The organism is Actimicrobium sp. CCC2.4 (assembly GCF_034347385.1).
In the GTDB taxonomy this organism is placed as follows: domain Bacteria; phylum Pseudomonadota; class Gammaproteobacteria; order Burkholderiales; family Burkholderiaceae_D; genus Actimicrobium.
Map to the genome: position 1 here is coordinate 371,097 of NZ_CP133777.1, position 23,630 is coordinate 394,726.

General features: G+C 59.5%; 21 protein-coding genes. 9 read left to right on the forward strand and 12 right to left on the reverse strand.

The features are described 5' to 3' along the window. Positions 1 to 29 precede the first annotated feature (29 nt). From yidC to rpmH, 4 genes are read right to left on the reverse strand one after another with little or no spacing between them, the layout of a single operon-like run. Positions 30 to 1,688 (reverse strand): membrane protein insertase YidC, encoded by a 1,659-nt coding sequence (gene yidC / locus RHM62_RS01765; protein WP_322123875.1) that lies wholly within the window; start codon positions 1,686 to 1,688, stop codon positions 30 to 32. Positions 1,689 to 1,719: 31 nt separating this feature from the next. Beyond that, positions 1,720 to 1,983 (reverse strand): membrane protein insertion efficiency factor YidD, encoded by a 264-nt coding sequence (yidD, locus tag RHM62_RS01770; protein WP_322123876.1) that lies wholly within the window; start codon positions 1,981 to 1,983, stop codon positions 1,720 to 1,722. Beyond that, entirely contained in the window at positions 1,980 to 2,384 is a 405-nt protein-coding gene (rnpA, locus tag RHM62_RS01775; protein WP_322123877.1) for a ribonuclease P protein component, read from the reverse strand. The genes yidD and rnpA overlap by 4 nt, the downstream gene beginning before the upstream one ends. Before the next feature lie 6 nt (positions 2,385 to 2,390). Next, positions 2,391 to 2,525, reverse strand: coding sequence for a 50S ribosomal protein L34 (gene rpmH, locus RHM62_RS01780; protein WP_009664891.1), 135 nt, complete (start codon positions 2,523 to 2,525; stop codon positions 2,391 to 2,393). A gap of 417 nt (positions 2,526 to 2,942) precedes the next feature. Between rpmH and dnaA the strand changes: the two genes are divergently transcribed. From dnaA to gyrB, 3 genes are all read left to right on the forward strand, one after another. Continuing rightward, positions 2,943 to 4,337, forward strand: coding sequence for a chromosomal replication initiator protein DnaA (gene dnaA / locus RHM62_RS01785; protein WP_322123878.1), 1,395 nt, complete (start codon positions 2,943 to 2,945; stop codon positions 4,335 to 4,337). 214 nt (positions 4,338 to 4,551) lie between these two features. Then, a complete protein-coding gene (dnaN, locus tag RHM62_RS01790; RefSeq protein ID WP_322123879.1) occupies positions 4,552 to 5,658 on the forward strand; it encodes a DNA polymerase III subunit beta in 1,107 nt (368 codons plus the stop codon). A gap of 107 nt (positions 5,659 to 5,765) precedes the next feature. Further along, positions 5,766 to 8,264 carry a DNA topoisomerase (ATP-hydrolyzing) subunit B gene (gyrB, locus tag RHM62_RS01795; protein ID WP_322123880.1) on the forward strand — a complete coding sequence of 833 codons (2,499 nt, stop codon included), beginning with the start codon at positions 5,766 to 5,768 and terminating at the stop codon, positions 8,262 to 8,264. Positions 8,265 to 8,351: 87 nt separating this feature from the next. On the opposite strand, the gene RHM62_RS01800 is transcribed toward gyrB, so the two are convergent. Both RHM62_RS01800 and maiA read right to left on the reverse strand, forming a co-directional pair. Next, entirely contained in the window at positions 8,352 to 10,895 is a 2,544-nt protein-coding gene (locus RHM62_RS01800) for an excinuclease ABC subunit UvrA (protein ID WP_322125290.1), read from the reverse strand. A gap of 100 nt (positions 10,896 to 10,995) precedes the next feature. Then, positions 10,996 to 11,658, reverse strand: a complete 663-nt coding sequence (gene maiA / locus RHM62_RS01805) for a maleylacetoacetate isomerase (RefSeq protein WP_322123881.1) — start codon at positions 11,656 to 11,658, stop codon at positions 10,996 to 10,998. 193 nt (positions 11,659 to 11,851) lie between these two features. Here maiA and RHM62_RS01810 point away from each other — a divergent pair, with 193 nt between their 5' ends. Next, the gene (locus RHM62_RS01810; protein WP_322123882.1) at positions 11,852 to 13,297 is read left to right on the forward strand and encodes a GGDEF domain-containing protein; all 1,446 of its coding nucleotides are present in this window, start codon (positions 11,852 to 11,854) and stop codon (positions 13,295 to 13,297) included. Positions 13,298 to 13,340: 43 nt separating this feature from the next. Here RHM62_RS01810 and RHM62_RS01815 read toward each other — a convergent pair whose 3' ends face one another. The 3 genes from RHM62_RS01815 to RHM62_RS01825 form a co-directional block, all read right to left on the reverse strand. Beyond that, on the reverse strand, positions 13,341 to 14,837 hold the full coding sequence (locus tag RHM62_RS01815; protein WP_322123883.1) for a cryptochrome/deoxyribodipyrimidine photo-lyase family protein: 1,497 nt from the start codon (positions 14,835 to 14,837) through the stop codon (positions 13,341 to 13,343). A gap of 48 nt (positions 14,838 to 14,885) precedes the next feature. Then, the gene (locus RHM62_RS01820; RefSeq protein WP_322123884.1) at positions 14,886 to 15,212 is read right to left on the reverse strand and encodes an HNH endonuclease signature motif containing protein; all 327 of its coding nucleotides are present in this window, start codon (positions 15,210 to 15,212) and stop codon (positions 14,886 to 14,888) included. A 144-nt stretch (positions 15,213 to 15,356) separates the two neighbouring features. Then, positions 15,357 to 15,740, reverse strand: coding sequence for a dihydroneopterin aldolase (locus tag RHM62_RS01825; RefSeq protein ID WP_322123885.1), 384 nt, complete (start codon positions 15,738 to 15,740; stop codon positions 15,357 to 15,359). A gap of 178 nt (positions 15,741 to 15,918) precedes the next feature. Between RHM62_RS01825 and RHM62_RS01830 the strand changes: the two genes are divergently transcribed. Both RHM62_RS01830 and RHM62_RS01835 read left to right on the forward strand, forming a co-directional pair. Beyond that, positions 15,919 to 16,371, forward strand: a complete 453-nt coding sequence (locus tag RHM62_RS01830) for a DUF4149 domain-containing protein (protein ID WP_322123886.1) — start codon at positions 15,919 to 15,921, stop codon at positions 16,369 to 16,371. A 98-nt stretch (positions 16,372 to 16,469) separates the two neighbouring features. Next, entirely contained in the window at positions 16,470 to 18,458 is a 1,989-nt protein-coding gene (locus RHM62_RS01835) for an ATP-dependent helicase (RefSeq protein ID WP_322123887.1), read from the forward strand. Positions 18,459 to 18,472: 14 nt separating this feature from the next. Here RHM62_RS01835 and RHM62_RS01840 read toward each other — a convergent pair whose 3' ends face one another. Beyond that, positions 18,473 to 19,465 (reverse strand): LLM class flavin-dependent oxidoreductase, encoded by a 993-nt coding sequence (locus RHM62_RS01840; protein WP_322123888.1) that lies wholly within the window; start codon positions 19,463 to 19,465, stop codon positions 18,473 to 18,475. Positions 19,466 to 19,583: 118 nt separating this feature from the next. On the opposite strand from RHM62_RS01840, the gene RHM62_RS01845 reads away from it, so the two are divergent. Next, positions 19,584 to 20,012 carry a hypothetical protein gene (locus RHM62_RS01845; protein ID WP_322123889.1) on the forward strand — a complete coding sequence of 143 codons (429 nt, stop codon included), beginning with the start codon at positions 19,584 to 19,586 and terminating at the stop codon, positions 20,010 to 20,012. Between the two features lie 2 nt (positions 20,013 to 20,014). Continuing rightward, a complete protein-coding gene (locus RHM62_RS01850; RefSeq protein WP_322123890.1) occupies positions 20,015 to 20,677 on the forward strand; it encodes a ribonuclease HI family protein in 663 nt (220 codons plus the stop codon). 51 nt (positions 20,678 to 20,728) lie between these two features. Here the strand turns inward: RHM62_RS01850 and RHM62_RS01855 are convergent, their stop codons facing one another. Continuing rightward, on the reverse strand, positions 20,729 to 21,277 hold the full coding sequence (locus RHM62_RS01855; RefSeq protein ID WP_322123891.1) for a glycine zipper 2TM domain-containing protein: 549 nt from the start codon (positions 21,275 to 21,277) through the stop codon (positions 20,729 to 20,731). A gap of 218 nt (positions 21,278 to 21,495) precedes the next feature. Between RHM62_RS01855 and RHM62_RS01860 the strand changes: the two genes are divergently transcribed. Further along, positions 21,496 to 22,476 (forward strand): hypothetical protein, encoded by a 981-nt coding sequence (locus RHM62_RS01860; protein ID WP_322123892.1) that lies wholly within the window; start codon positions 21,496 to 21,498, stop codon positions 22,474 to 22,476. Here the strand turns inward: RHM62_RS01860 and RHM62_RS01865 are convergent. Next, the gene (locus tag RHM62_RS01865; RefSeq protein ID WP_322123893.1) at positions 22,473 to 23,492 is read right to left on the reverse strand and encodes a transporter; all 1,020 of its coding nucleotides are present in this window, start codon (positions 23,490 to 23,492) and stop codon (positions 22,473 to 22,475) included. The two genes, RHM62_RS01860 and RHM62_RS01865, sit on opposite strands and share 4 nt — an antisense overlap. Between the last annotated feature and the right edge of the window lie 138 nt (positions 23,493 to 23,630).

The following is a 23,630-nucleotide window of genomic DNA, read 5'->3' on the forward strand; positions in this document are numbered from 1 at the left end:
ACGAATGCTGTTTAGCCGCAGCGACCTACTCAGGCTGAATTAGCCTGTTCCTCCGCCTTTTTGGTGATGACCCATTGCTGAGCGATCGATAACACGTTGTTCACTACCCAGTACAGTACGAGACCGGAGGGGAAAAAGAAGAACATGACGGAAAAGATGATCGGCATGAACATCATGATCTTGGCTTGCATCGGATCCGGCGGTTTCGGATTGAGCTTGGTCTGGACGAACATCGATACGGCCATCAGCACCGGCAAAATAAAATAAGGATCCGGTGAGGCCAAATCTTGAATCCAGCCGAGCCAGGGTGCGTTACGCATTTCGACGCTCGCCAGCAAGACCCAATACAGCGAAATGAAGACTGGAATCTGCACGACGATCGGCAGACAGCCACCGAGAGGATTGATTTTTTCAGTCTTGTACAAGGCCATCATGGCTTGATTCATTTTTTGCGGATCTGACTTGAAGCGCTCGCGGATGTCCGTCATTTTCGGCGTCACCATTTTCATTTTTGCCATGCTGCGATAGCTTGCAGCCGACAACGGGAAGAATGCCAATTTGATCAGCATCGTCAGGACAATGATAGTCCAGCCCCAATTGCCGAGGATTTTATGGATCTGCGTCATCAACCAGAAAATTGGCTTCGCAATGATAGTAAGCCAGCCATAGTCCTTGACCAGGTCAAGTCCAGGTGCAGTGCGTTCCAGCACTGCTGATTCCTGAGGTCCCGAATACAACAGCGTATCCAGCGAGGCGCTGGCACCTGGCGCAATCGATCCCAGTGACACGATGCTACCGACTGCATACAGGTTGGTCGCTACTTTCTTCGTGAAAATTTCGCGTTGTGTCGTTGGTGGCAAGATGATCGCCGAAACAAAATAATGCTGAATCAGTGCAATCCAGCCGTTGTCGGCTTTGCTCGCGTGTTCTTCGCTACCTTTTTCGATGTTCTCGAATTTTAGTTTCTGAAACTTGTCGGCGTCGGTGTAGACAGCAGGTCCGGTGAAGGTGCTGTAGAACGAGGACTCGCCTTCAGGCTTGCTGCCATCACGTACCAGTTGCAAGTAGACCGACGGCGTGACTGCTGTTGCACCGGTATTGGTGACGTCATGTTTCAGGTCGATGTGATAATCAGCGCGCTTGAATGTGTAGGTTTTCGTCAGCTTGACGCCACCCTGGTCGGCATCGAGTACCAACTGCAAGGTGCCACTGGCATCCATCGTTCGCCCGCCGGGACGAGCTACAAAAAGGGTTTTATGGCTAGGGAAGGCGCCGCCGATCAAGCCGGTTTCGGCCAGGTAAGTGCGGCTTGTGCTGTTGTCGAATAAGACGATGTTCTTTGTCTTGTCGATGGTGTCTTTGTGCTTGAGCAACTCAAGACGTTTCAATTCGCCACCTTGCGTATCGATATCCGCCTTGAAGATATCGGTAGTGATCGTGATGGTTTCGCCTTTGGTGGTGGCGGCTATATTCGCAGCGTCCACGCCGATAGCGGTACCTGGTGCGGTGGCTGGAGTTGGAAGCGCTGCCGAATTGGCATTGGCAGGACCGGTATCGGCGGGCTTTGCCTGCTCGCTGGTGCCCGGGAACAGCATGGGAGGCTTGCCATTGTGTTGCTGCCATTTATCCCAAAGCATCAACAGAGACAAGGAGAACACAACCCACAGCACGGTACGTCGAATATCCATAAGTGTTTTAAATAATTGAGTAGTCAGGAGTTCAGTGGTGGTGGCAGTCGCAGGAGGGTGTCGCAGCGGTACTCGCGGTGTCGCGTTGTGGTACCGGATCTAGCCCTCCCAGATGCCACGGATGGCATCTGGCCAAACGCTTGGCCGCGAGGATACCGCCTTTCAGTGCTCCGTGCTCGGTAATCGCCTGCGCGGCATAGTCCGAACAGCTCGGAAGAAAGCGGCAATTTTGTCCCAGAAAAGGACTGATGCCTAATTTATAGGCACGCAAGAGCAGGAGCAATATCGACTTCAAACGGTCCTCTTGGGCCGCTGCGATGCAAATAGCAGCAGTAGCTCTGCCCGCAACATAGCTTTCAAGGTCGTTGTGGTAGCAGGGCCCTTGCGAACATTGACGGGCTTCGAGAGCCGTACGATGCAATCGATTGGTGGCAGCTCCGCAATCCGGAACAATTCTCTGGTAATGCGCTTGACGGTATTGCGCGTGACGGCGCGTGGTGCCAATCGCTTGGCGGCCACGACGCCCAGGCGGGCGTGAGTCAGTGCATTGACGCGGGTGTACAGCACGAAATGGGCGCTGCGAAACACCGGCCGCAAACGAAAAACGGATGAAAATTCATCCGTTTTAACGATGCGCCGTTCGCGTGCAAAGTCCTGTGAACAGACGCTAATCACGCCAGCTATAAGCTGTTGCAACAGGTTTTAAGCTGCCAGGCGCTTACGGCCCTTGCTGCGACGTGCGTTAAGCACAGCGCGGCCGCCGCGGGTTGCCATGCGAGCGCGAAAGCCATGGGTACGCTTACGGCGAACGACGGAGGGTTGATAAGTACGTTTCATTGTGGTCTCGCTAATCAGCAGGAAAAAATCGGAGTATGAAAGCCGGAGCATTGCCCCGGTCCGGGGTTGTCTGCGGCCCGGTGCCCGAAAGCGCTTCAATCGTTCTTCACTCTGTCCCCAGAGGCGGATGAAGCTGCTAACGGCAACAGCATGGTACGCAGGCGGGTCGAACAGTGAACCCAGGATTAGACAGCACTTTTAGCTTGCTTGTCAATTACTTAGCGAGAATTCCTGATGCAGACTGAATGCTCGCCTCGCGCCGAAATAGTCCTTCCCGCCTGTGGATAACTCCCTCCGTCAAGGGTAGAATACGAATCGATATGGCCTTCCCTCCCAGGCTGCTGCAACCGGTCCGAGGGTAATGACCGCACTGTACGTTAGTGCCATCGCGCCTCCCCCCAATTCAATAGAAGATGCATGGATAATTTCTGGCAAACCTGCTCAGCTCAGCTGGAGCAGGAATTAACGCCGCAGCAATTTAGCGCCTGGATCAAACCGCTGGTGCCCCTCGATTACGAAGAGGGCCGGTTGCGCATCGCCGCGCCTAACCGGTTCAAGCTGGACTGGGTGAAAACGCAATTCGCCAATCGTATTACGGTACTGGCAGGTCAGTATTGGGAAGAGCCGATCGACGTGCAGTTTGTGCTCGACCCACGTCTTAATGCGCCACGCAAGCCGACCGCAGCAATGCCGGTGGCAGCGCGGGCCGAAAGTAACGGCATTAACGGAATGTCGGCGTCAATTGACGGATTGATCGATTTGCCGCCGGTCGACAGTGCGCCGCGCCGCGACCAGAGTCGCGTCAATACGGCGCTGACCTTTGACAGTTTCGTGACCGGCAAGGCGAACCAGCTTGCACGTGCCGCCGCCATTCAGGTCGCTGATAATCCGGGCGTCTCGTATAACCCGCTGTTCCTGTATGGCGGCGTCGGTCTCGGCAAAACCCATCTGGTACATGCGATCGGCAACCAGGTCATGGCAGACAATCCATCCGCCAAAATTCGCTACATTCATGCTGAACAATATGTCCGCGACGTTGTCACCGCGTACCAGCGCAAAGGTTTTGATGACTTCAAGCGCTATTACCATTCGCTCGATGTCCTGCTGATCGATGATATTCAATTCTTTGGCGGCAAGAGCCGCACCCAGGAAGAATTCTTTTATGCCTTCGAGGCGCTCATCGCAGCCAAGAAGCAGATCATCATCACCAGCGATACCTATCCGAAAGAAATCACCGGCATGGATGACCGTCTGATTTCGCGTTTTGATTCCGGCCTGACGGTGGCCGTGGAGCCGCCCGAGCTCGAAATGCGCGTGGCGATTCTGCTGAAAAAAGCGGCACAGGAAGGCGTTAATTTTTCTGATGACGTGGCGTTCTTCGTGGCCAAACACTTGCGCTCGAACGTGCGTGAACTGGAAGGCGCGTTGCGCAAAATCCTGGCGTTCTCGCGTTTCCATGGCAAGGACATCACGATCGAAGTCGTCAAGGATGCGCTGAAGGATTTGCTCTCGGTACAGAACCGTCAGATCTCGGTAGAAAACATCCAGAAGACGGTCGCGGACTTTTTCAATATCAAAGTCGCTGACATGTACTCGAAAAAGCGTCCGGCGAACATCGCCCGTCCGCGCCAGATTGCCATGTACCTGGCCAAGGAGTTGACGCAAAAAAGTCTGCCGGAAATTGGCGAGCTGTTTGGTGGTCGCGATCACACCACGGTCTTGCATGCGGTCCGCAAGATTGGTGCCGATCGCTCGAAGAGTCCCGAGTGCAACCACGAATTGCATGTGCTCGAACAAACGCTGAAAGGGTAAGCAGGCCTTGCTTGCGGTCCTGTGGATAACTCTCGCAAGGCTGGCGCCGGCTGGTCTTGCGAATCGTGCGGAGACGCGCATTTTGTCAGCAGTAAAACCTTTTCTGTCAAAATACGCGGCGAGGAAGACTGCAGTCTGATTCAAGGGGCCGGATCCAGTGGCAGGGTATTCACTGGCGCCATTTCCACCAACAATGATTACCAAGGATGACACCATGCAATTGGTTAAAACCAGCAGAGACACCTTACTCCGGCCACTGCAAATTGTGAGCGGTATTGTCGAGCGTCGGCACACATTGCCGATTCTGGCCAATATTCTCATACGCAAGGATGGCGACAAGGTCTCGTTTCTGTCGACGGACATCGAAGTCCAGATTACTACTCACATCACGGTCGACGGCGGCGAAGAGCTGGCCGCGACCACCGTGGCGGCGCGCAAGCTGCTCGATATTTTGCGCGCGCTGCCCGAGTCCGGCGATGTCTCGCTGACACTGGCCAACAAGCGCATGACGGTTCAGTCCGGTAAGTCGCGCTTTGCACTGCAAACACTGGCTGCCGACGAATTCCCGACTGTCACGCAAGCCGAGCATTACAGCGCGCAATTGAGCCTGCCGCAAAAGACGCTCAAGCACCTGTTCAACATGGTCCATTTTTCGATGGCCCAGCAAGATATCCGCTACTACCTCAACGGGTTGTTGCTGGTGGTCGATGGCAAGAACGTGATTGCAGTGGCCACTGACGGCCATCGACTGGCGTTTTGCCAGGTCGAGACCGAGCAGGAATTCACGCGCCAGGAAGTCATCATCCCGCGCAAGACCATCATCGAATTGCAGCGCTTGCTCGAAGACACCGACGAGCTGGTCCAGATCGACATCGCGCCCAATCAGGTCAAGCTGACCTTCGCCGATATCGAGCTGATTTCAAAACTGGTCGAAGGCAAATTCCCTGACTACACCCGCGTCGTGCCGAAGGGCTACAAGAACAATTTCACGCTGGGTCGCGACCAGTTGCTGCGCTCGCTGCAACGCGCCGCCATCATGACCAGCGACAAGTTCAAGGGCGTGCGCTGCATCGTCACACCCGGTAGCATGAAGGTCAGTTCGACCAACGCCGATCAGGAAGAGTCGGTCGAAGAGATCGAAATCGACTACGGTGGTGACAGCGTCGATATCGGTTTCAATGTCACGTACCTGCTCGATGTACTCAACAATCTCAAGTGCGACCAGGTCAACATCGCGCTGGGTGACGCCAATTCATCGGCGCTGATTACCATTCCCGAGAATGCGGATTTTAAGTACGTCGTGATGCCGATGCGAATTTGATTCGTCGTCCACGGGTCATTGCAAGGGACCTGATGGTCCCTTGCCGCTTTACAGAATGCGATTTATTTCAGCAGTCCCAGCAGTCAGTCACCGTTTAGAAGGTACCCATGTCCGCGATTCCTCAAGATACTCCAGGTCAGCCGCAGTCTAACCAGTATGGCGCATCATCGATCCAGATCCTCGAAGGACTGGAAGCCGTGCGCAAGCGGCCCGGTATGTACATTGGCGATACCTCCGACGGTACCGGCCTGCATCACCTGGTATTCGAAGTGCTCGACAACTCGATCGACGAGTCGCTCGCCGGCCATTGCACCGAGATCAATGTCACCATCCATTCCGATAATTCGATCTCGATTACCGACAACGGCCGTGGCATTCCGACCGGCATCAAGTGGGATGACAAGCACGAACCGAAACGCAGCGCCGCCGAAATCGTCATGACCGAACTGCATGCCGGCGGCAAATTCGACCAGAACTCGTACAAGGTCTCGGGCGGTCTGCATGGCGTCGGCGTGTCCTGCGTCAATGGCCTGTCGAAGCTGCTGAAGCTGACGGTACGGCGCGATGGCAAGGCGCACTACATGGAATTCGTGCGCGGCATTCCGCAAAATCGCATCATCGAGACCGTCGATGGCGTTCAGATTTCACCGATCAAGGTCACCGGCGACACCGACAAGCGCGGTACCGAAGTGCACTTCTGGGCCGACGAAGAAATCTTCAATCACATCGAATTCCATTACGACATCCTGGCCAAGCGCATCCGCGAACTGTCCTTCCTGAACAATGGCGTGCGCATCAAGCTGAGCGATCACCGCACCGGCAAGGAAGAAGAGTTCGCGTTCGAAGGCGGTACCCGCGGCTTCGTGGAGTACATCAACAAGAGCAAGACCGTGCTGCATCCGACCGTGTTTCAGGCCACCGGCGACAAGATGTCGGACCAGAACACCAACATCAGTGTCGACGTCTCGATGCAGTGGAACGATGCCTACAACGAACAAGTGCTCTGCTTCACCAACAACATTCCGCAACGTGACGGTGGCACCCATCTGACTGGCTTGCGTGCGGCGATGACGCGGGTCATCAACAAGTACATCGAAGAGCACGAATTCGCCAAGAAGGCCAAGGTCGAAGTCACCGGCGACGACATGCGCGAAGGCCTGACTTGCGTGCTGTCGGTCAAGGTGCCGGAGCCGAAGTTCAGCTCGCAGACCAAGGACAAACTGGTCTCGAGCGAAGTGCGCGGCCCGGTCGAAGAGATCGTCGCCAAGACCCTGTCGGACTATCTGCAAGAAAAACCGAACGACGCCAAGATCATCTGCGGCAAGATCGTCGAAGCCGCGCGCGCCCGTGAAGCGGCCCGCAAGGCACGCGAACTGACCCGCCGCAAAGGCATCATGGACGGCCTCGGCCTGTCGGCCAAACTGGCTGATTGCCAGGAAAAAGACCCGGCGCTGTGCGAGCTGTACATCGTCGAAGGAGACTCCGCCGGTGGCTCCGCCAAGCAGGGTCGCGACCGTAAATTCCAGGCCATCCTGCCCTTGCGCGGCAAGGTCCTCAACGTCGAAAAAGCCCGCTTCGAAAAGATGCTGTCGTCCGAGCAGATCACCACCCTGATCGCTACGCTGGGCACGTCCATCGGCCCCGATGAATTCAATCCGGACAAGCTGCGCTACCACCGCATCATCATCATGACTGACGCCGACGTCGATGGCGCCCACATCCGCACACTGCTGCTGACGCTGCTGTACCGGCAGATGCCGGCGCTGGTCGAGCGCGGCCATGTCTACATCGCGCAGCCGCCGCTCTACAAGGTCAAGCATGGCCGTGACGAGCGCTACCTGAAGGACGATATCGAAGAAGCCGCCTACATGATGCAGATCGCGCTCAATGACGCCGCGCTCATTCCGTACGAGCAAGCCGAGCCGATCAGCGGCGATGCACTGGCCGAGCTGGTCCGTCAGTACAACACCGCCAACGCCATCATCACCCGATTGGCACGCGCGATCGACAACGCCGCCCTGACCGCCATCATGACCGGCGTCACGCTGGACCTGAGCACGCTGGAAAATGCAGCGAGCAGTGCCGCGGCAATGCTCGCCACAATCAACGACCCCGCTGTCGAGATTCTGGTGCGTTCCGACGATCTGTCCGACAAGCATCAGCTGCGCGTCCAGCGCATGTACCACGGCAACGTAAAAGTCAGCGTCATCGATGCCGACTTTGTCAGCGGTCCGGACTACGCGGTCCTGGCCAATGCGGCTGCTACCTTCAAGGGTTTGCTCGGTGAAGGCGCGATGGTGCGACGTGGCACGGGCGAACGCATCAAGGAAATCCGCATCAACAATTTCCACCAGGTCATGGCCTGGCTACGCGAAGAAGCCGAGCGCGGTGTTTCGAAGCAGCGCTACAAAGGGCTGGGCGAGATGAATCCATCGCAGTTGTGGGAAACCACGATGGACCCTGCCGTGCGGCGTTTGCTGAAAGTGCAGATTGATGACGCGATTGCGGCCGACCAGATCTTTACGACGCTGATGGGTGACGATGTCGAACCGCGCCGGGCGTTCATCGAAGCCAATGCGCTGCAGGCGGGCAATATCGATACTTGATGGCTAGCTCGCATTGGCGGCGCCGCAGGTATTCGCAGAAGTCCGGTGAATACTTGCGGCGCCGTTTTACTTTGTGGACGGAAGCGATCAGGCCAGCGCCCGCGCCAGATACGGCGCGCTGCGGCTGTCCGTATGGCGCGCCACCTGATCCGGCGGCGCGCTGACCACAACGCGACCGCCCTTGTCGCCGGCGCCGGGACCGATGTCGATGACCCAATCGCTGGCGGCAACCACGCGCATGTCATGTTCGACCACGATCACGGTATTGCCCGAGGCGACCAGCGCATCGAGCTGCGCGATTAATTTATCGATGTCCGACGGATGCAGTCCCGTGGTCGGTTCATCGAGAATATAGAGCGTGTCGCCGCGCTGCGGCCGCTGCAATTCGGTGGCCAGTTTGACGCGTTGCGCTTCGCCGCCGGACAGTTCGGTGGCGGCCTGACCGAGTCGCAAATAACCCAGTCCGACCTCGCGCAAGACAGACAAGGGCCGCCGCAGCGGTGCTTCGTCAGCAAAAAATTCCCACGCGGCGTCGACCGTCATCGCCAGCACTTCGGCGACATTCTTGTCTCGGTAGCGGATGGCCAGCGTGTCGTCGTTATAGCGCGCGCCGTGACATGCCGGACAGGGGGCGTACACGCTAGGCAAAAACAATAATTCAACCATCACCTGACCCTCGCCGGCGCACGTCGCGCAACGCCCCTTGGCGACGTTGAACGAAAACCGGCCGGCATCATACCTGTGGCGACGCGCGTCATCGGTCATCGCAAAGAGCTTGCGCACGTAATCGAACAGGCCGGTATAGGTCGCCAGATTCGAGCGCGGCGTGCGGCCGATCGGTTTCTGATCGACTTGCACAAGACGCTTTATACCTTCCATACCAGCGACGATACGTCCGCCGGTCGGGATCACGGCGCGATGCTCCTGCGCGTCTGCATCCTCGTCCTCGGGTGCGATCTCGTGGCCCAGAGAGGTGCCGACCAGGTCCACTAGCGCCTGGCTCACCAGACTGGATTTGCCGGATCCGGAGACGCCGGTCACGCTGGTCAGCACGCCCAGCGGAAAGGCCGCATCGAGGTGCGCAAGATTATTGCGGGTCACGCCTTCGAGTCGCAGCCAGCGATCCGGCACACGCGGCGTGCGGCGTGTGCCGGCCGGTCCGGCAAACAGGTAACGCCGGGTTTGTGATGCCTCGACCTCTGCCAGCCCTGCCGGCGGACCGCTGTACAACACGAGTCCACCGTGCTCGCCGGCTCCCGGACCGACATCGACGATCCAGTCTGCCTGCCGGATGATATCCAGATCATGTTCGACCACGAACAGCGAATTGCCGGAGGCCTTGAGCCGCGCCAGCGTCGTCAGCAGCGCCTCGGTGTCGGCCGGATGCAAGCCGGCGGAAGGCTCGTCAAGCACATACACGACGCCGAACAGATTGGAGCGCACCTGCGTCGCCAGGCGCAAGCGCTGCAGCTCGCCAGGCGACAGCGTTGGTGTACTGCGTTCCAGGGTCAGATAGCCCAGTCCGAGATCCAGCAGGACGGCGAGCCGCTCGATCAGATCGGCGGCAATGCGCTGCGTGACGAGAATTTTTTCGGGATGTTCACGCTGCTGTCTGGCGTCGACCTTCGCAGTGCCATCGGCGAATGGCGCGAGGATGGCACCAAGACGGTTGAGCGGCAGCCGCGCGATAGCGGCGATATCGTACCCGGCGAAGGTGACCGACAGCGCTTCGCGGCGCAGCCGTTTGCCCCTGCACAGCGGGCAGTCGGCACTGAGCAGATACTGCGCCACCCGTTTTTTCATTAGCGCGCTGTTGGTCGAGGCGAAGGTCTGCAGCACGTATTTTTTTGCACTCGTGAAGGTCCCCTGATAGCTGGGCAGCGCCTTGCGCTTGAGCGCCGCGCGCACTTCGGCGGCACTGAAACCGGAATACACAGGCACGCTCGGTTGCTCGTCGGTGAACAGAATCCAGTCGCGGTCTTTTTTCGGCAAGTCACGCCACGGTGTATCGACGTCGTAGCCGAGCGTTACCAGGATCTCGCGCAGGTTCTGGCCATGCCAGGCCGAAGGCCAGGCGGCGATAGCGCGCTCGCGGATGGTCAGCCGGTCGTCCGGTACCAGCGAGCGTTCGGTCACGTCATAGACCCGGCCAAGGCCATGACATTCGGGGCAGGCGCCTTCCGGCGTATTGGCTGAAAACGATTCCGCGTACAGCAGCGGCTGGTCCGCCGGATAGTCACCGGCGCGCGAGTACAGCATGCGCAGCAGATTCGACAAGGTCGTCACGCTGCCCACCGACGAGCGGGTGGTCGGCGAGCCGCGCTGCTGCTGCAACGCCACCGCCGGCGGCAAACCGTCAATGTCATCGACGTCCGGCACGGCCATCTGATTGAACAAGCGCCGCGCATAGGGCGACACCGATTCCAGATAGCGCCGTTGCGCTTCCGCATACAGCGTGCCGAACGCCAGCGACGACTTGCCCGAGCCGGAAACGCCGGTGAACACCACCAGCGCATCGCGCGGGATATCGACATCGATATTTTTCAGATTGTGTTCACGCGCGCCGCGTACGCGGACGTTGCCGCTGCTCGTGAACTTGCGGTCCGGCTGGCGGGAAGATGGCTTGGGCATGGTGGCGAGGATCACGGAGCGATAAGCCGGCCGATGCTACGCAGCGCGCTACCACGGGTCTGTACGGCAACGAACAGACCCGCCCGGTACGCCGCGGAATTTACGCCGGCGCGCCGGCCTGACGGCGCGGGTCGGCCTTCGCAAACGCGTCAAGTGCTTCGCAACTCGCCATGATCCGGTCGACGGTCGGGATGTCGGCAACAGTGATCTTGAAGACGCGGGCGACGACAATGATGCTGGCCAGGCAGATGTCGGCGCTGGTCGGCGTATCGCCATGGCAGAACAGGCCGGTGCCGGCTTCCGATGCGAGGCGCTGTTCCAGTGCCTGCAAGCCCGTCGTGAACCAGTGAATTTGCCATGCACGCCAGGCGGCATCATCGAAGTCACGGGTACCGGTCAGATACTTTTTAACGCGCGGTGTGATCAGCGGATGGGTATCGCCGGCCAGCATCGCCGCCAGTGAGCGCACCCTTGCACGGGCATGCAATCCGGTCGGCAGCAAGGCCGGCAACGGCTGCAGTTCATCGAGGAATTCGAGGATCGCCAGCGATTGCGTCAGCGGTGCCTGACCGGCTTCGAGCAACGCCGGAATCGCACCCATCGGATTAATCTCCAGAAAGGCGGCGCTGCGCTGTTCGCCGCTATCGAGATTGATGATGCGCTCGTGGGCGCTCAGGCCTTTCAGGTTCAGCGCAACGCGCACCCGATAGGTGGCCGAGGTGCGCCAGAAGGCAAATAATTCGAATGCAGGTGCTTGGGACATGGCATCTCCGGTGGGTTGATAGTGAGGAACGGTATGATCGGTCTTCATGCACGCATTGATGCTGTAAAAAACAGGTATCGTGTACGTCATGTTCCGTGGGCGGGTGTCTACACTAACAGACCATGCAGGCCTCGCAAATTTTTCATCGTACAAATCCGCAGCCGACGCGCACCGATTGTTTTCACGGAGTTCAATGATGTCGCCGTATCGCAAAAGCTTTTTATGGTGCTTGTGCTTTTGCCTGATCCTGCCGATCGTGGAGGCGGTGGACCTGATCACGTCCTACCGTCAGGAAGAAAAATCTGCCCGGACACGGGTTTTCAATGCCAGCTTTCTGATCAGCGAATGGATTCAGGGCGCGATGGAAAACTCCGACTACGTGCTGCGCGACATCATCGGCCATGTGTCAGAGGAGGCATTGCGCTATCCCGATACCGATCCGGCGCGCCAGGCGCGCATCACCCGGCTCATCGAGGCCAAGCGAATAACCCTGCCCAACGCCGCCGGCGTCGGTCTGGTCGACCGGAACTGCATCGTCACGCATACCAATGCCCGGATCGGTGTCGATGCCAGTGGCCGCGAGTGGTGCAAGTCGCTGCAGGCCGATCCGCTGCGCGAGACCTTCGTATCGCATCTCTACCTGAACAAGGCCGGACGGCTGTCGGTCACGCAAGTACGGCGCTTTCCCGGTCCCGGTGCGGGTTTCCATGGTTCGGCGGGTGTCTCGGTAGACCTCAGCTTTTTTTCCGCAAGGATTGCGCAGATGGCACTCGGCGCCGGCGGCACCATCGTCATTGCCGATACCCGGCTCGGTTTGTTGGCGCGCAAACCCGCCAGACCCGACCTGCTCGGTACCACCATCGACCATCCGCAGACCAGGGCATTCGTCGCCTCGGACGCCACCTACGCGTCGTATCGTGACCGGTCGATGGTGGACGGCCGCAAGCGTCTGTACGGTGTGCGCAAGGTCGACGACCTGCCCTTCATCGTTATCGTCGGTGAAGCCGATAGCGACTGGCAGGCCAGCTGGCGGCAGCGCGCGCTGGGCGAAACGGTGGCGCTACTGCTGCTCTGGACCATGGCGATCCTAATGTTACGCAAGCACTGGGCGCTACTGCGGCATCAGGAGATGCTGTCGCACATGGCCAATACCGATACGCTGGCCGGCATCGCCAACCGGCGTCATTTCATGTCCCGCTTCCAGGTTGAGCTCAAGCACGCGCAGCGCCACGGCACCGGCCTGGCTGTGCTTATTCTCGACATCGATCACTTCAAGCAGATCAACGATAGCTACGGCCACGCCACTGGCGATCAGGCCATCCTCGCCTGCGCGCGGGCGTGCCAGGCGGTGTTGCGTAACATTGATTTTCTGAGCCGTTTTGGTGGTGATGAGTTTGCGATTTTGCTATCGGATACCAGCGTCGAGGGCGCTCGGGTGGCCGCCGAGCGCTTGCGCCAGGAAATCCTGCAATGCCGGATTGCCGGCAATACCGGTGTGCAGGTGACGATGACCGCCAGCATCGGACTGGCGATGCTCGATGCCGGCACTCCGGACGTCGAGGCAGCACTCGCCAAAGCCGATGCGGCGCTCTACCGGGCCAAGAGCCGGGGCCGCAATTGCATTGAGTTTGCTGCCTGAGCCACTACGTAAAAACAGCTTTCTATCGCGCCCCGGCAAACTTCTAGAAGAGCGCAACCTGGCTCGTCCCGGCCACCTTTTGCCCGTCCCGGCCGCGCACAGATTGCGGCCGCATGCCTGCCGCGATCTGTGCATCGCCAACCCGGGATCGCGCTTGCCGTGCCGCGTCGAGATGGTCCACCAGCGGTGCCGGATAATCGGTTCCAATGACTACTCCGCAGGTAGTCTGGACGGCCGGCGGCATGGTCCACGGTGTAAAAATATATGCATCCGGCACCGCCCGTAGCGCCGGCAACCAGCGCCGCACGAAGATCCCTTTGGGATCGAGTTCCTGCGCTTGTTTGACCGGGTTGTAAGCCAGCATGCTGCCGGCACCAGCCGTACCGGCATGAATCTGCATCTGGTTGTAGTGGATGGCCGGCTCGTAATCGACGAACTCCCGTGCCAGAAACAGCGCCGGTTCGCGCCAGTGCAGCCACAACTCGTTGACCGCGAAGGACAGCAGCATGCCGCGCATGCGCATATTGATCCAGCCGGTGTGATGCAGCATGTGCATTGCCGCATCCATCATTGGATATCCGGTCTCGCCATCCCGCCAGCGCGCAAAAAACACCGGATCGAACTCACCCTCGCGCAGTCCGTTCATGCCGGGATGGATATTGTCGAACTCCATCTGCGGCATCGATTCCATGTTCTGGAAATACCCCGCACGCCAGCGCAGACGGTCCGCGAAAAACCGCAGCGCGCTGATCAGTCGCTCCCGTTCGGCCTCGTTGACGGCAAGTTCCGGGGAGTCCACGCGCCGGTTCATCGCCAGCACAATTTCACGCATCGTGATCACTCCGTAGGCCAGGAACGGGCTGAGCCGGGAGCAGCCATGCTCGGCGGTGATCGGGCTGGAAATTGCGTACGGATAGCGGCTTATCTTGGTCCGCATGAATGCGGTTAGCAGGCCGATCGCTTCGGCGCGCCCGCCCTTCATGCGACCGGGCTTATCGTGGCCGGCGACCTGCAGTGGTGCGACGAACCCGGTCGGCATAGCGGGCAATTTTGCCGGAATGATATGGCGTGGCGGCTTGACCGGCTCGCTGCTTGAATAGGCGTCGAGCTCGGCGATCCAGTCACGTTTCGCACGCGCATCCTGACTGCGGATGACACCATTCTGCGGAGACTGCCGCCACGTCACGCCGTGTGCGCGGCACCATGCGGCCACTAGCTCGTCGCGTTGATACGATGCCCGGTTTCCCGTTTCCTGATGGCTGCGCAGCGTCGCAAAGGGCTGCTGTTGCCAGATCTGCTCCAGCAACCCGGGCGCCGATCCAGTCATTTCGACGAGCTCGCCGCCGCGCTCCTGCAATGCGGCATGCAGGCTATCAAGGCATTCCCGGATGAAGCCGGCATGGGCCGCTGAAAAGTCCGGTGCGAGGATGATCTCCGGTTCGTGCAGAAAGAGCGCCAATACCGGGCCGGCAGCCGCCGCATCGGCTAGCGGTGCGTGGTCGCGGATGCGCAGGTCGCGCTTGAACCAGACGATTTCCATTGCTTCATTTCTTTCATGATTTTTAGGCATGGCAGCAGGGGTGGGGCCTTATTTACTGCGCAGTCGGACGCTTTTCCGGCTCTTTTCAAAAAAATCATTGGGCTTGGTTTTCACCCACGTCAGAAAGCGGCTCATTGCATCTTGTTGCTTCAACTGCTCAACGGTAAAAAACTGCCGCGCCAGTTCCGTCTCGGTAAAGAGAGCGTGAATCTGGCGGTGACAGATGCGGTGTAAATCCACCGTCAGTGATCCGCCGTGCGATTTGGGGATAAGGTGATGGGCGTCCTTTTGATGGCGCGGGATCGGTCGCCCGCACAAGCTACAGACATCGTCGACTTTGCGTTGCTCCGGCAAGGTATCCAGCAGTGCCAACATTTTTTTCTTCTTGATTCGCCCGGTCACCGTACGCATCCTCAAATTAGCGGATTAAAAAACATTCGACATTCGATGAACGGGAGGCGCTGACCGCTGAACTGGCGTCGCCAGAAAATACACAGTGCTCCGTAGCCGTTAAACTATTTATCGCATCCCGGCCAAGGTCGTTGCATCCACCGACAGCCTCACGCCAAGCGAGCCTGATTCCTTGCGCACCGGGAATTTGCGCAAATAGAGCTCGACAGCTTCAACCCCTGCGCAAGCGGCACAGGCCTTGACAATCCGGGTCATGAGTCGCTCTTGCGTCTCGTAGTGGCCATCGCCGGCAAGACGGTCAATTTCTGCGATCAACGGGTCGTAATCGAATACGTAGTTCATACCATCTTCTGCAATCAGGACGTTTTTCGAACTGATCTGCAAGGACATGTCGAGCAGGTGTGTGTCCGGTCGGGTGTCATCGGGGCCGTATGTCCCGATGTCGGTATTGATTTTCAGATCGCGAAGTTCAATGCAAGCTTGATTTTTCATTCGTGTATTCCGTTATAGAAAGATATTTGGTCAAGCCGGGGCATCAGTTTAATTCTCTTTTTTAAACCAGGTTATCCAGCCCCGTATTGCCCTCAAGCGCGCAATTGTTGCTAGGGGTTATCATCGTCGCGTGAGTTTTTTCACTATTCCGTCGAGTGACAAATCATCTTCCGGTGGCTTGTCACCGCCGCTGCGCCTCAAGCGCCCATTACTCTTTTTGATGACAAGGTATTCCGGTATGACGCATTCGCTTGCCGTGTTGGCCACCGCTCTTTTGTTTGGCGGAATGACGCTCTACGCGTTTGGATTTGCTGCCCTGCTGTTTTCGGTGCTGCCAACGCAAACCGCAGGCGCAACGCTGCGGCGGGCTTTTCCGTGGTTCTACGTTTTTGTGATGGCTGCTGCGGCAGTGGCGGCGTTGGCCTGGTGGTCGCACGACATCACTGCGGCGATGGTGATGGCGGGTATTGCGCTGTCCACGCTTCCCGTGCGGCAGTTGTTGATGCCTGCAATCAATCGCGCTACGGATACGGGGCATCGGCAGCGTTTCAAGTGGCTGCATGGCTTGTCGGTGCTGGTCACCATAGCCCATATTGTCGCTGCAGGATGGGTGCTGGCCCGACTCGTTTGATGCGCGTTCAGTGGACTAGGGTTCCAGTCTCCCCGGGCAATCCCCGGGATAACTACGCGGCTCGACTACCATACTGTTTTTCGACCTGATCCTTGCCCATGTCCGTCACCCCGACCCCCGAACAAATCGCGATCATCGAATCGACCAGGCCGGTCACGATGATCGAAGCCGTCGCCGGTGCCGGCAAGACCACGGTACTGGCCTGCGTGCTCAAGCGCGCCTGCGAAAAAGGTATCGCGTCCCCGCAAGCGATCGCGCTGTGTTTTTCGCAGGGTGCCAAGGAAAGACTGGCGCAAAAATGCGTGGAAGAAGGCGCGCCGCGCGGGATCGTGATCCAGACCGTCGAAGAGTTCGCCCGTCAGCAGGTGCTGAACATGGCCGGTGCCAGCTACCTCGACATGCCGGTTTTTTACGATAGCAGCGAGCAGATCCGCCCGCATATCGTGGCCGCAGCCGAGGCGGTATGGCAGCGCTACGCCGACGCCGGTGTGCGCACCGATTTTGATTTTTCGTTTGATAGCAACGAGCGGGTCGAGGATTTCATCCGCCTGCTGGTGCGCTTGAAAGCCGGCCTCGTCACGCTGGAATTCGAAGCGCGCGACACCGATGAAATCGCCGGTTCGCTCGACGAATCGCCGGAGATCATCGCCATCTGCCAGGAAATCGAGCGCCAGCGCGGTGCCGGCACCGGCGAGTGCGCCTGGCAAAGTCCGTTCGACCATGCGACCGATCTGATCGGGCTGTTCCGGCGGCAGCCGGAGGCGATTGAGGTACTGCCGCGCTTCCGGATTTGCGTGGTCGATGAGTGGCATGACGTCAATGCGGCCGAGTTCGCGCTGGTGCAATTGCTGGCGCGTCACGCGCGCCTGGTGGTGGTCGGCGACCGCGACCAGATCATCAATGCCGACCGCGGTGCCGATCCGGCGCTGTCCTCGAACGGCTTTGATTTTGCGTTTCCCGGAGCAACCCGGCAGGCCATTACCCGCACGTTTCGTTTTGGCTCGTCGGTGTCAACGCTGGCCGCTGCGATGATGCGACGCGACTGCGTGTCGCAGCCGGGACTGAGCACCAAGGTCACGCACCTGCCCTATCAGGGCGGTCCGGAGAACGATTGCGCCGCCGCCGTCATCGCGACCATCACGGCCGCGCGGGAACGCAAGGTCGTCAAGCTGAGCGATTTTGCGATCGTCGTGCGCGATGCCGATCAAAGCATCGAGATTGAAAACCAGCTGATCGATGCCGGGATGCCATACCGCTGTTCGGGTTTCGACTCGTATCTGGTGCGTCCCGAAATATTGATGCTGCGCGGCTTGCTGCACATCGCGACCGGCAGCTACGTCACACTCGTCGGCGACAAGCCGACCTGCGAAAAACTGGTGCGCAGCCTGGGCCTGTATGCGTCAGCGCGGTTTGATTCGGATGTCGATTTTGCATCGTTGCTGGCCTTCGACGAACGGCTATCGCCGGAGCTGAAAAACGAACGGCGCTGGCAGGAAGCCCTGCGCATGATCACCGCCGAACCGGCTACGCTGGAATCGTTTTTCTCGGGCATCCTGTGCCGCGTGGCGTCGGTGGATTCGGCCAGCACCGGGCGCTGGAAAATCCGCTTTGCCGGGGTCGTCGAGACCTTGCGCACGATGGCCCGCACCGGCACAGCGGTGCAGTTGTTAATGACGGCGGCCCGTCAGCTGGATCTGGTGTCGGCTACCAGCCGGGTCTTTGTCAGTCGCGGTCGCGCAGAATCAGCGACGCGGTCTATCGATGCATTCATTCGTTTCGCCGGCAACCGGCCTGATCAGTCCGCCTTCGATTTTCTGGCCGAATTGGCCACCCGCCAGGCCAGCATCAGCAAGAAGCTCAATTACCTGAAGGGTCGCGCACAGCTGGATTTGACGACGGTGCAATATGCCAAGGGCAAGGAATGGCCGCAGGTACTGATTCCGTATCTCGAGCGCGGCCAGTTTCCGCGTACCGCCAATCTGGGCGAGGAGCGTCGTTTGCTGTACGTGGCAATGACGCGGGCGATGACCGCGCTGACCCTGTTCGAGCCAGCCGGCCAGCCCAGTACGCTACTGGTCAGGGCCTGACGCTACTGCTTCGTTCAGGCAGCTACCGGATGGTGCACGTCGGCCAGTATTTCGTACGAACGCAGGCGCGCATCGTGGTCGAAGATCTGCGACGTGATCATTAGTTCGTCGGCGCCGGTGCGCGCGATGAACGCTTCCAGTGCGGCAGCGACGGTGGCCGCGCCGCCGATGGCCGACGACGATAGCGTGTGGTCGAGCATCGCACGCGCATCCGGTGGCAACTGCGCGAGATAGCCCGGTACCGGTGGCTGCAGCAACGACGGCCGGCCGGTACGCAGATTGATGAAGGCCTGCTGCATCGAACTGGCCAGCAGGATGGCTTCGTCGTCGGTGTCGGCGGCGAACACATTAAAGCCCAGCATCACGTGCGGTTTTGCCAGTCGTGCCGATGGCTTGAAGCGGGCGCGGTAGATCTCGATGGCCTGCATCATCTGGGCCGGCGCGAAGTGCGAAGCAAACGCGTAGGGCAATCCGAATTCCGCCGCGACCTGTGCGCCGAAGGTACTGCTGCCGAGTATCCAGACCGGTACCGTCGAATCGTTGCCCGGCACCGCGCGCACGCCATGGCCGCTGTATGGCTCGAAGTAATCCATCAGCTCCAGCACATCGGACGGGAACTCGTCGGCGTCACTCGTCAGGTTGCGCCGTAATGCGCGCGCGCTAGCCTGGTCCGATCCGGGTGCGCGACCCAGGCCCAGATCGATGCGGCCGGGGAACAGCGCAGCGAGCGTGCCGAACTGTTCGGCAATGACCAGCGGCGAGTGATTCGGCAGCATGATGCCGCCGGCACCAACCCGGATCGTGCTGGTGCCAGCGGCCACATGGCTGATCACTACGGCTGTCGCGGCACTGGCAATGCCAGGCATGCCGTGGTGTTCGGCCAGCCAGTAGCGCTGGTATCCCAGCCGCTCGGCGTGCTGTGCGAGGCTGAGGGTGTTGCGGAAGGAAATAGCGGCCGTGCTGCCTTCGATAATCGGACAGAGGTCCAGGATGGATAACGGAATCATGGGGGCAATCGCAATGAATTGAATGAGTACATGGGTCCATGATGGGTTTGTTCAAGTCCATGCAAGACCGCGCCCGCCGGGATGGCCCGGCAGCGCTTCCTGGTGTAACCTGCGGGTCATGAACAATGACACCGATATCCAGCTCAGCGGTCCTTTCCCAGCAAAGGATTCTTCCGGCAACACGCGCGAGATCAGCATGATCCGCATTTTTGACGAGGGCTACGGCACCATCGACGTCTACGTCGACATGAAGCACAAGATGGGCGACGATCCGTTGCCCGAAGACACTGTCCTGATCCACAACATTACATTGCACTTGCAGAGCCTCGGTTACGTCGGTCCGGACTTGCTGGTCGGCGATGTTGCCTTGCAGGATGACAAGCTGATCGTGCTCGAAGCGCCGGAGGCATTCAATGCCTTTGCCGAAAGCCGCGGCTGGAAAGACCTCGCTGCCGAATTCGCCGAAGATGACGACGAGGTCGATACGGCCGCACCGGCGGCGACCGCTCAACTCGACGCGCTGATGCGCAAATTCAAAAGTACCTGACAGTGCCGGCAATAGCGCCGCCGGAGGCAAGCCAGTTGTGCGCAGTGGCGTATGCCGGCGAGCGGTCGCAGGCGCGCCGGCTGGCGCGCGACGGTTGCCTGACCGAGGCCGCCGCGCTGCAGCAGTTGCTGCAAGCCGTGGCACAGTCGCAGGATTTGGCGGGCCTGGTCGCCGCGCGTTTGCAGGTGCAGGCCAATGTTCAGGCGCGAAGCGCCGCACGCAAGCAGGAACAGGCACTGGCCTGGCAGCGCAAGCAAGCAGCCAGGATGCCAACCGGGGACGGCTGGACCGGCTGGTTCGACGGCTCTGCGTGGCCCAATCCGGGGCGTATCGGACTCGGTGCCCGGTTGACCGGCCCGCTCGGGGTGATTACTGATTTCAGCCTGCCGGGAGGTCACGGCGACAGCAACCAGGCCGAATACATGGCCTTGCTGGTCTTGCTCGAGGCGGCATTGGCTTCGCGGCCGGACCAGTTGCTGATTCATGGTGATAGCCGCATCGTCATCGACGACGTGACCGGCGTTCATCCCGTAGCCAGTCTTGAGGCTTATCGATGCCGTGCGTTGACGCTACTGGCGCAACTGGGCCCGGTGCGCTTTCACTGGATACCGCGGCGGCGCAACGCTGTCGCGGACGCTTTGTCCCTGCGCGGGCGGCAGACGTAAAAAAGCCTCGCAGTCAGCGAGGCTTTTTTCATTCCGTGCAGCTCAGGTCAATCAATAACCGTATTTTTGGCCGGCCATATTGCCGAGAAATCCGCCACCGACCGCACCGGCGACTGTCGCCAGCGTACGGCCACGTCCGCCACCGACCTGGTTACCGATCAGGCCGCCGACCACAGCGCCGGTGGCAATGCCGATCGGGCTATTGGCGGCCTGCACCGGCTGCTGATAGTTTGGCTGCTGATAAGCCGGCTGGCGATTGTCATTGCGGTAGTTGTTCTCGTTCTGAGCGTAGGTGGTTTGATGTGATGAAGTACGGCGCACGGTCGCTGCATGTTTATGGGCTGGCGGTGTGACCGGTTCGACCTGATAGGCGGCGGCAATCGGAGCCGATACCGGTTGCATGTACTGCAGGCCGGCCTGTGTTTGCACCAGTACCGGTGCCGGTGCCGGTGTCGTTTGCGCCAGCGGTGCGCCGCTGCTGTTTGAATTCGGTAGCATGCCGCTCAGAGCAGCAACGCCGAGCAGGCTGACCAGGGTCACCGAGACGGCAGCGCCGGCCAGCAGCGGGTGGATGCGTGAAGTTGTTTGGGTGGTTTCCATGGTGAGCTCCTGCGTTGCTTGTTAGGGAGACCTGAGCATAACCACATGCGTCCATCTTGAAACCCGTCAACTTGTATCCGTAGTGACGAGATGTAAGTGATCGCCATGCATGTGTTACCGTGCCCGCTCCCCCCAAAAAAACCGTTGCTTGTCCAATGCCCTTACCTTTGCGTTTTCTGTTGTTGACTGTCTTGCTTGGCCCGGGCCACGCGCGGGCGGTGCAAAGTGATATCGGTGCAACCCTGCCCGATCTGCCCTTGCCGCGTAGTTCTCAGGTGACCCGTTTCGATGCCAACCCCGGCGGTGTCACGCTTGGCTACGCCGATGCCGATCAGGGCTGGGGAGCGTTGGCAAGCCGTCCTTCCGGCACCGATACCGCACTGCAGCTGACTTATGGGTCCGTGCTCAGCGAAGGTCTTGGTGCCGGCGTGCACCTGCAAGTGCGACCGCGCCAGAGTGAAGTCGTCCTCAATGGCATCTATGATCCTGCCAGCGATTTGCGCCTGCATCTGGCGGTCGGCCAACTGCGCAGCAGTAATACCTATCAATTTGTCTTCGGCGACTATGCCAAGAGCGTGGCGCAAAGCAGTTATCTGATGGATGTACGCAAATACTGGGCACCGGGCTCCCTGCTGCGGGATTTTGGTGCCAGTGCCTATCAGGCCGGGACCCGTGAGCGCGGTGCCGAACAAACCATGGTGCACCCTGACGGTACCGGGCGGTTGGCAACCGGCATGCAACAAGGCTACATGCTCAATCTGAGTCTGGCACCCTCGCCGCGATCCAAGCTCGATTTCGGCCGTGGCATGGACAGTACCGAGTATGCGATGGCCGATGGTGCCGGCAATGGCTCCGGTAATGCCGTTCGTCAGGCCAGTTATACGCAATACCTCGACGATTGCCTGCAGGTGCGCGGCGGCTATCGTGGCAACGCGTGGAACGACGAAGTCCAGCTCGACATGACCCGCGGTAGCTGGCAGGTCGGACTGTCACGCCAGACTTTGCGCGATGGCGGTGATAGCACCGTCGCTGTCAAAATGGGTTATTCGATTCCGCTAGGCGTGAAACACAATGTCGCCAAATGTCGCTCCACCCCGCGCAACACGGCCGCGTTTGCGCCGGTGTTCAAGGCCGTCACGGCACGTCCCGACAAGCTGCCGTCGGCACCGATGGCGCAGGTCGACAGCTCCGTTCCCTAACGATCGCGCTGGGCCCGCAATGCCAGCCAGCCTGCCACAACCGTAATCGTCACGACAATGGCGACCACGACCCAAAAGCCCTGGTCGTGACCGGACAACGGGATCCCGCCGACATTCATGCCCAGCAAGCCGGTGATGATGTTGATCGGCAGCGCCAGCACCGTAACGATGGTCAGCACGAACAGACTGCGGTTATTGCCTTCGTTGACGCTGGCGGCGATCTCTTCCTGCAGCAGCTTGATGCGTTCCTGTATCGACATCAGATCGCTCAGCACAACCGAAAATTCTTCGGTCGATTGCCGCAGTTCCTGCCGGTCTTCATCGACGACCCAGCGCGGTGGCCGTTGCAGCAGGCGAAACAGCGCGGCCGGTTCCGGCGCCAGCAAGCGTTGCAAGCGCACCAGCACCCGACGCAGCACACCGAGTTTGGCGCGCCGTTGATTGAGCCGGCCAGCCAGCAGGTTGTCTTCGATTTCATCGACCTTGGCGACCGCATCGCGCACGATGCTGACCAGCACATCGGCCTGGTCGCGCAGCAAATGGATCAGCAGTTCCACCGTCGAGCGGATTGGTTCGCCGCCCTCGACCGCGCCGCGCAGGCGCTCGATCGATTTCAGTGGCGTGCGCCGTACGCTGATAACGACATGCTCGGACAGGCTGATCCAGACGGTCGAGGTGTCCGAAGGCTGGAAGGAAAAATTGTGCAGCACATCGTTGATCACCGCGATTAGCGTGTTTTCGGCCAGTTCGATGCGGGTCGAGCGCGAGCCTTCATGCAAGGCTTCATAGAATTCATCGACCACGCCGGTATGTTCGGCAATCCATTTTTCGCTTGCGGTGTTGCTCAAGTTGAAGTGCAGCCAGATGAATTGGTCGGAACCATGGGCGCGCATCGCCTGCAGCCAGTCGGCTGCCTGCGCCGAACTGATCGACACGGCGGCCTTGTCGGGTTCGAAGACGTAACCCCAGATCAGACCAGACTGATCGGAGCCGTAGGTGAGGCCGGGCTTGAGCATGCGGGTACTCCGTAAGATGAAGAAAATGAACCGTGCCGGCAAACCATCGCGGTTGCGCGCGGCGCATTGTCGGGGGTGGCCTGTTTGCCGTCAAGAGTGGCGGGCTTACCGGCTCGTGAGCACTTGGCAATGAGTGAT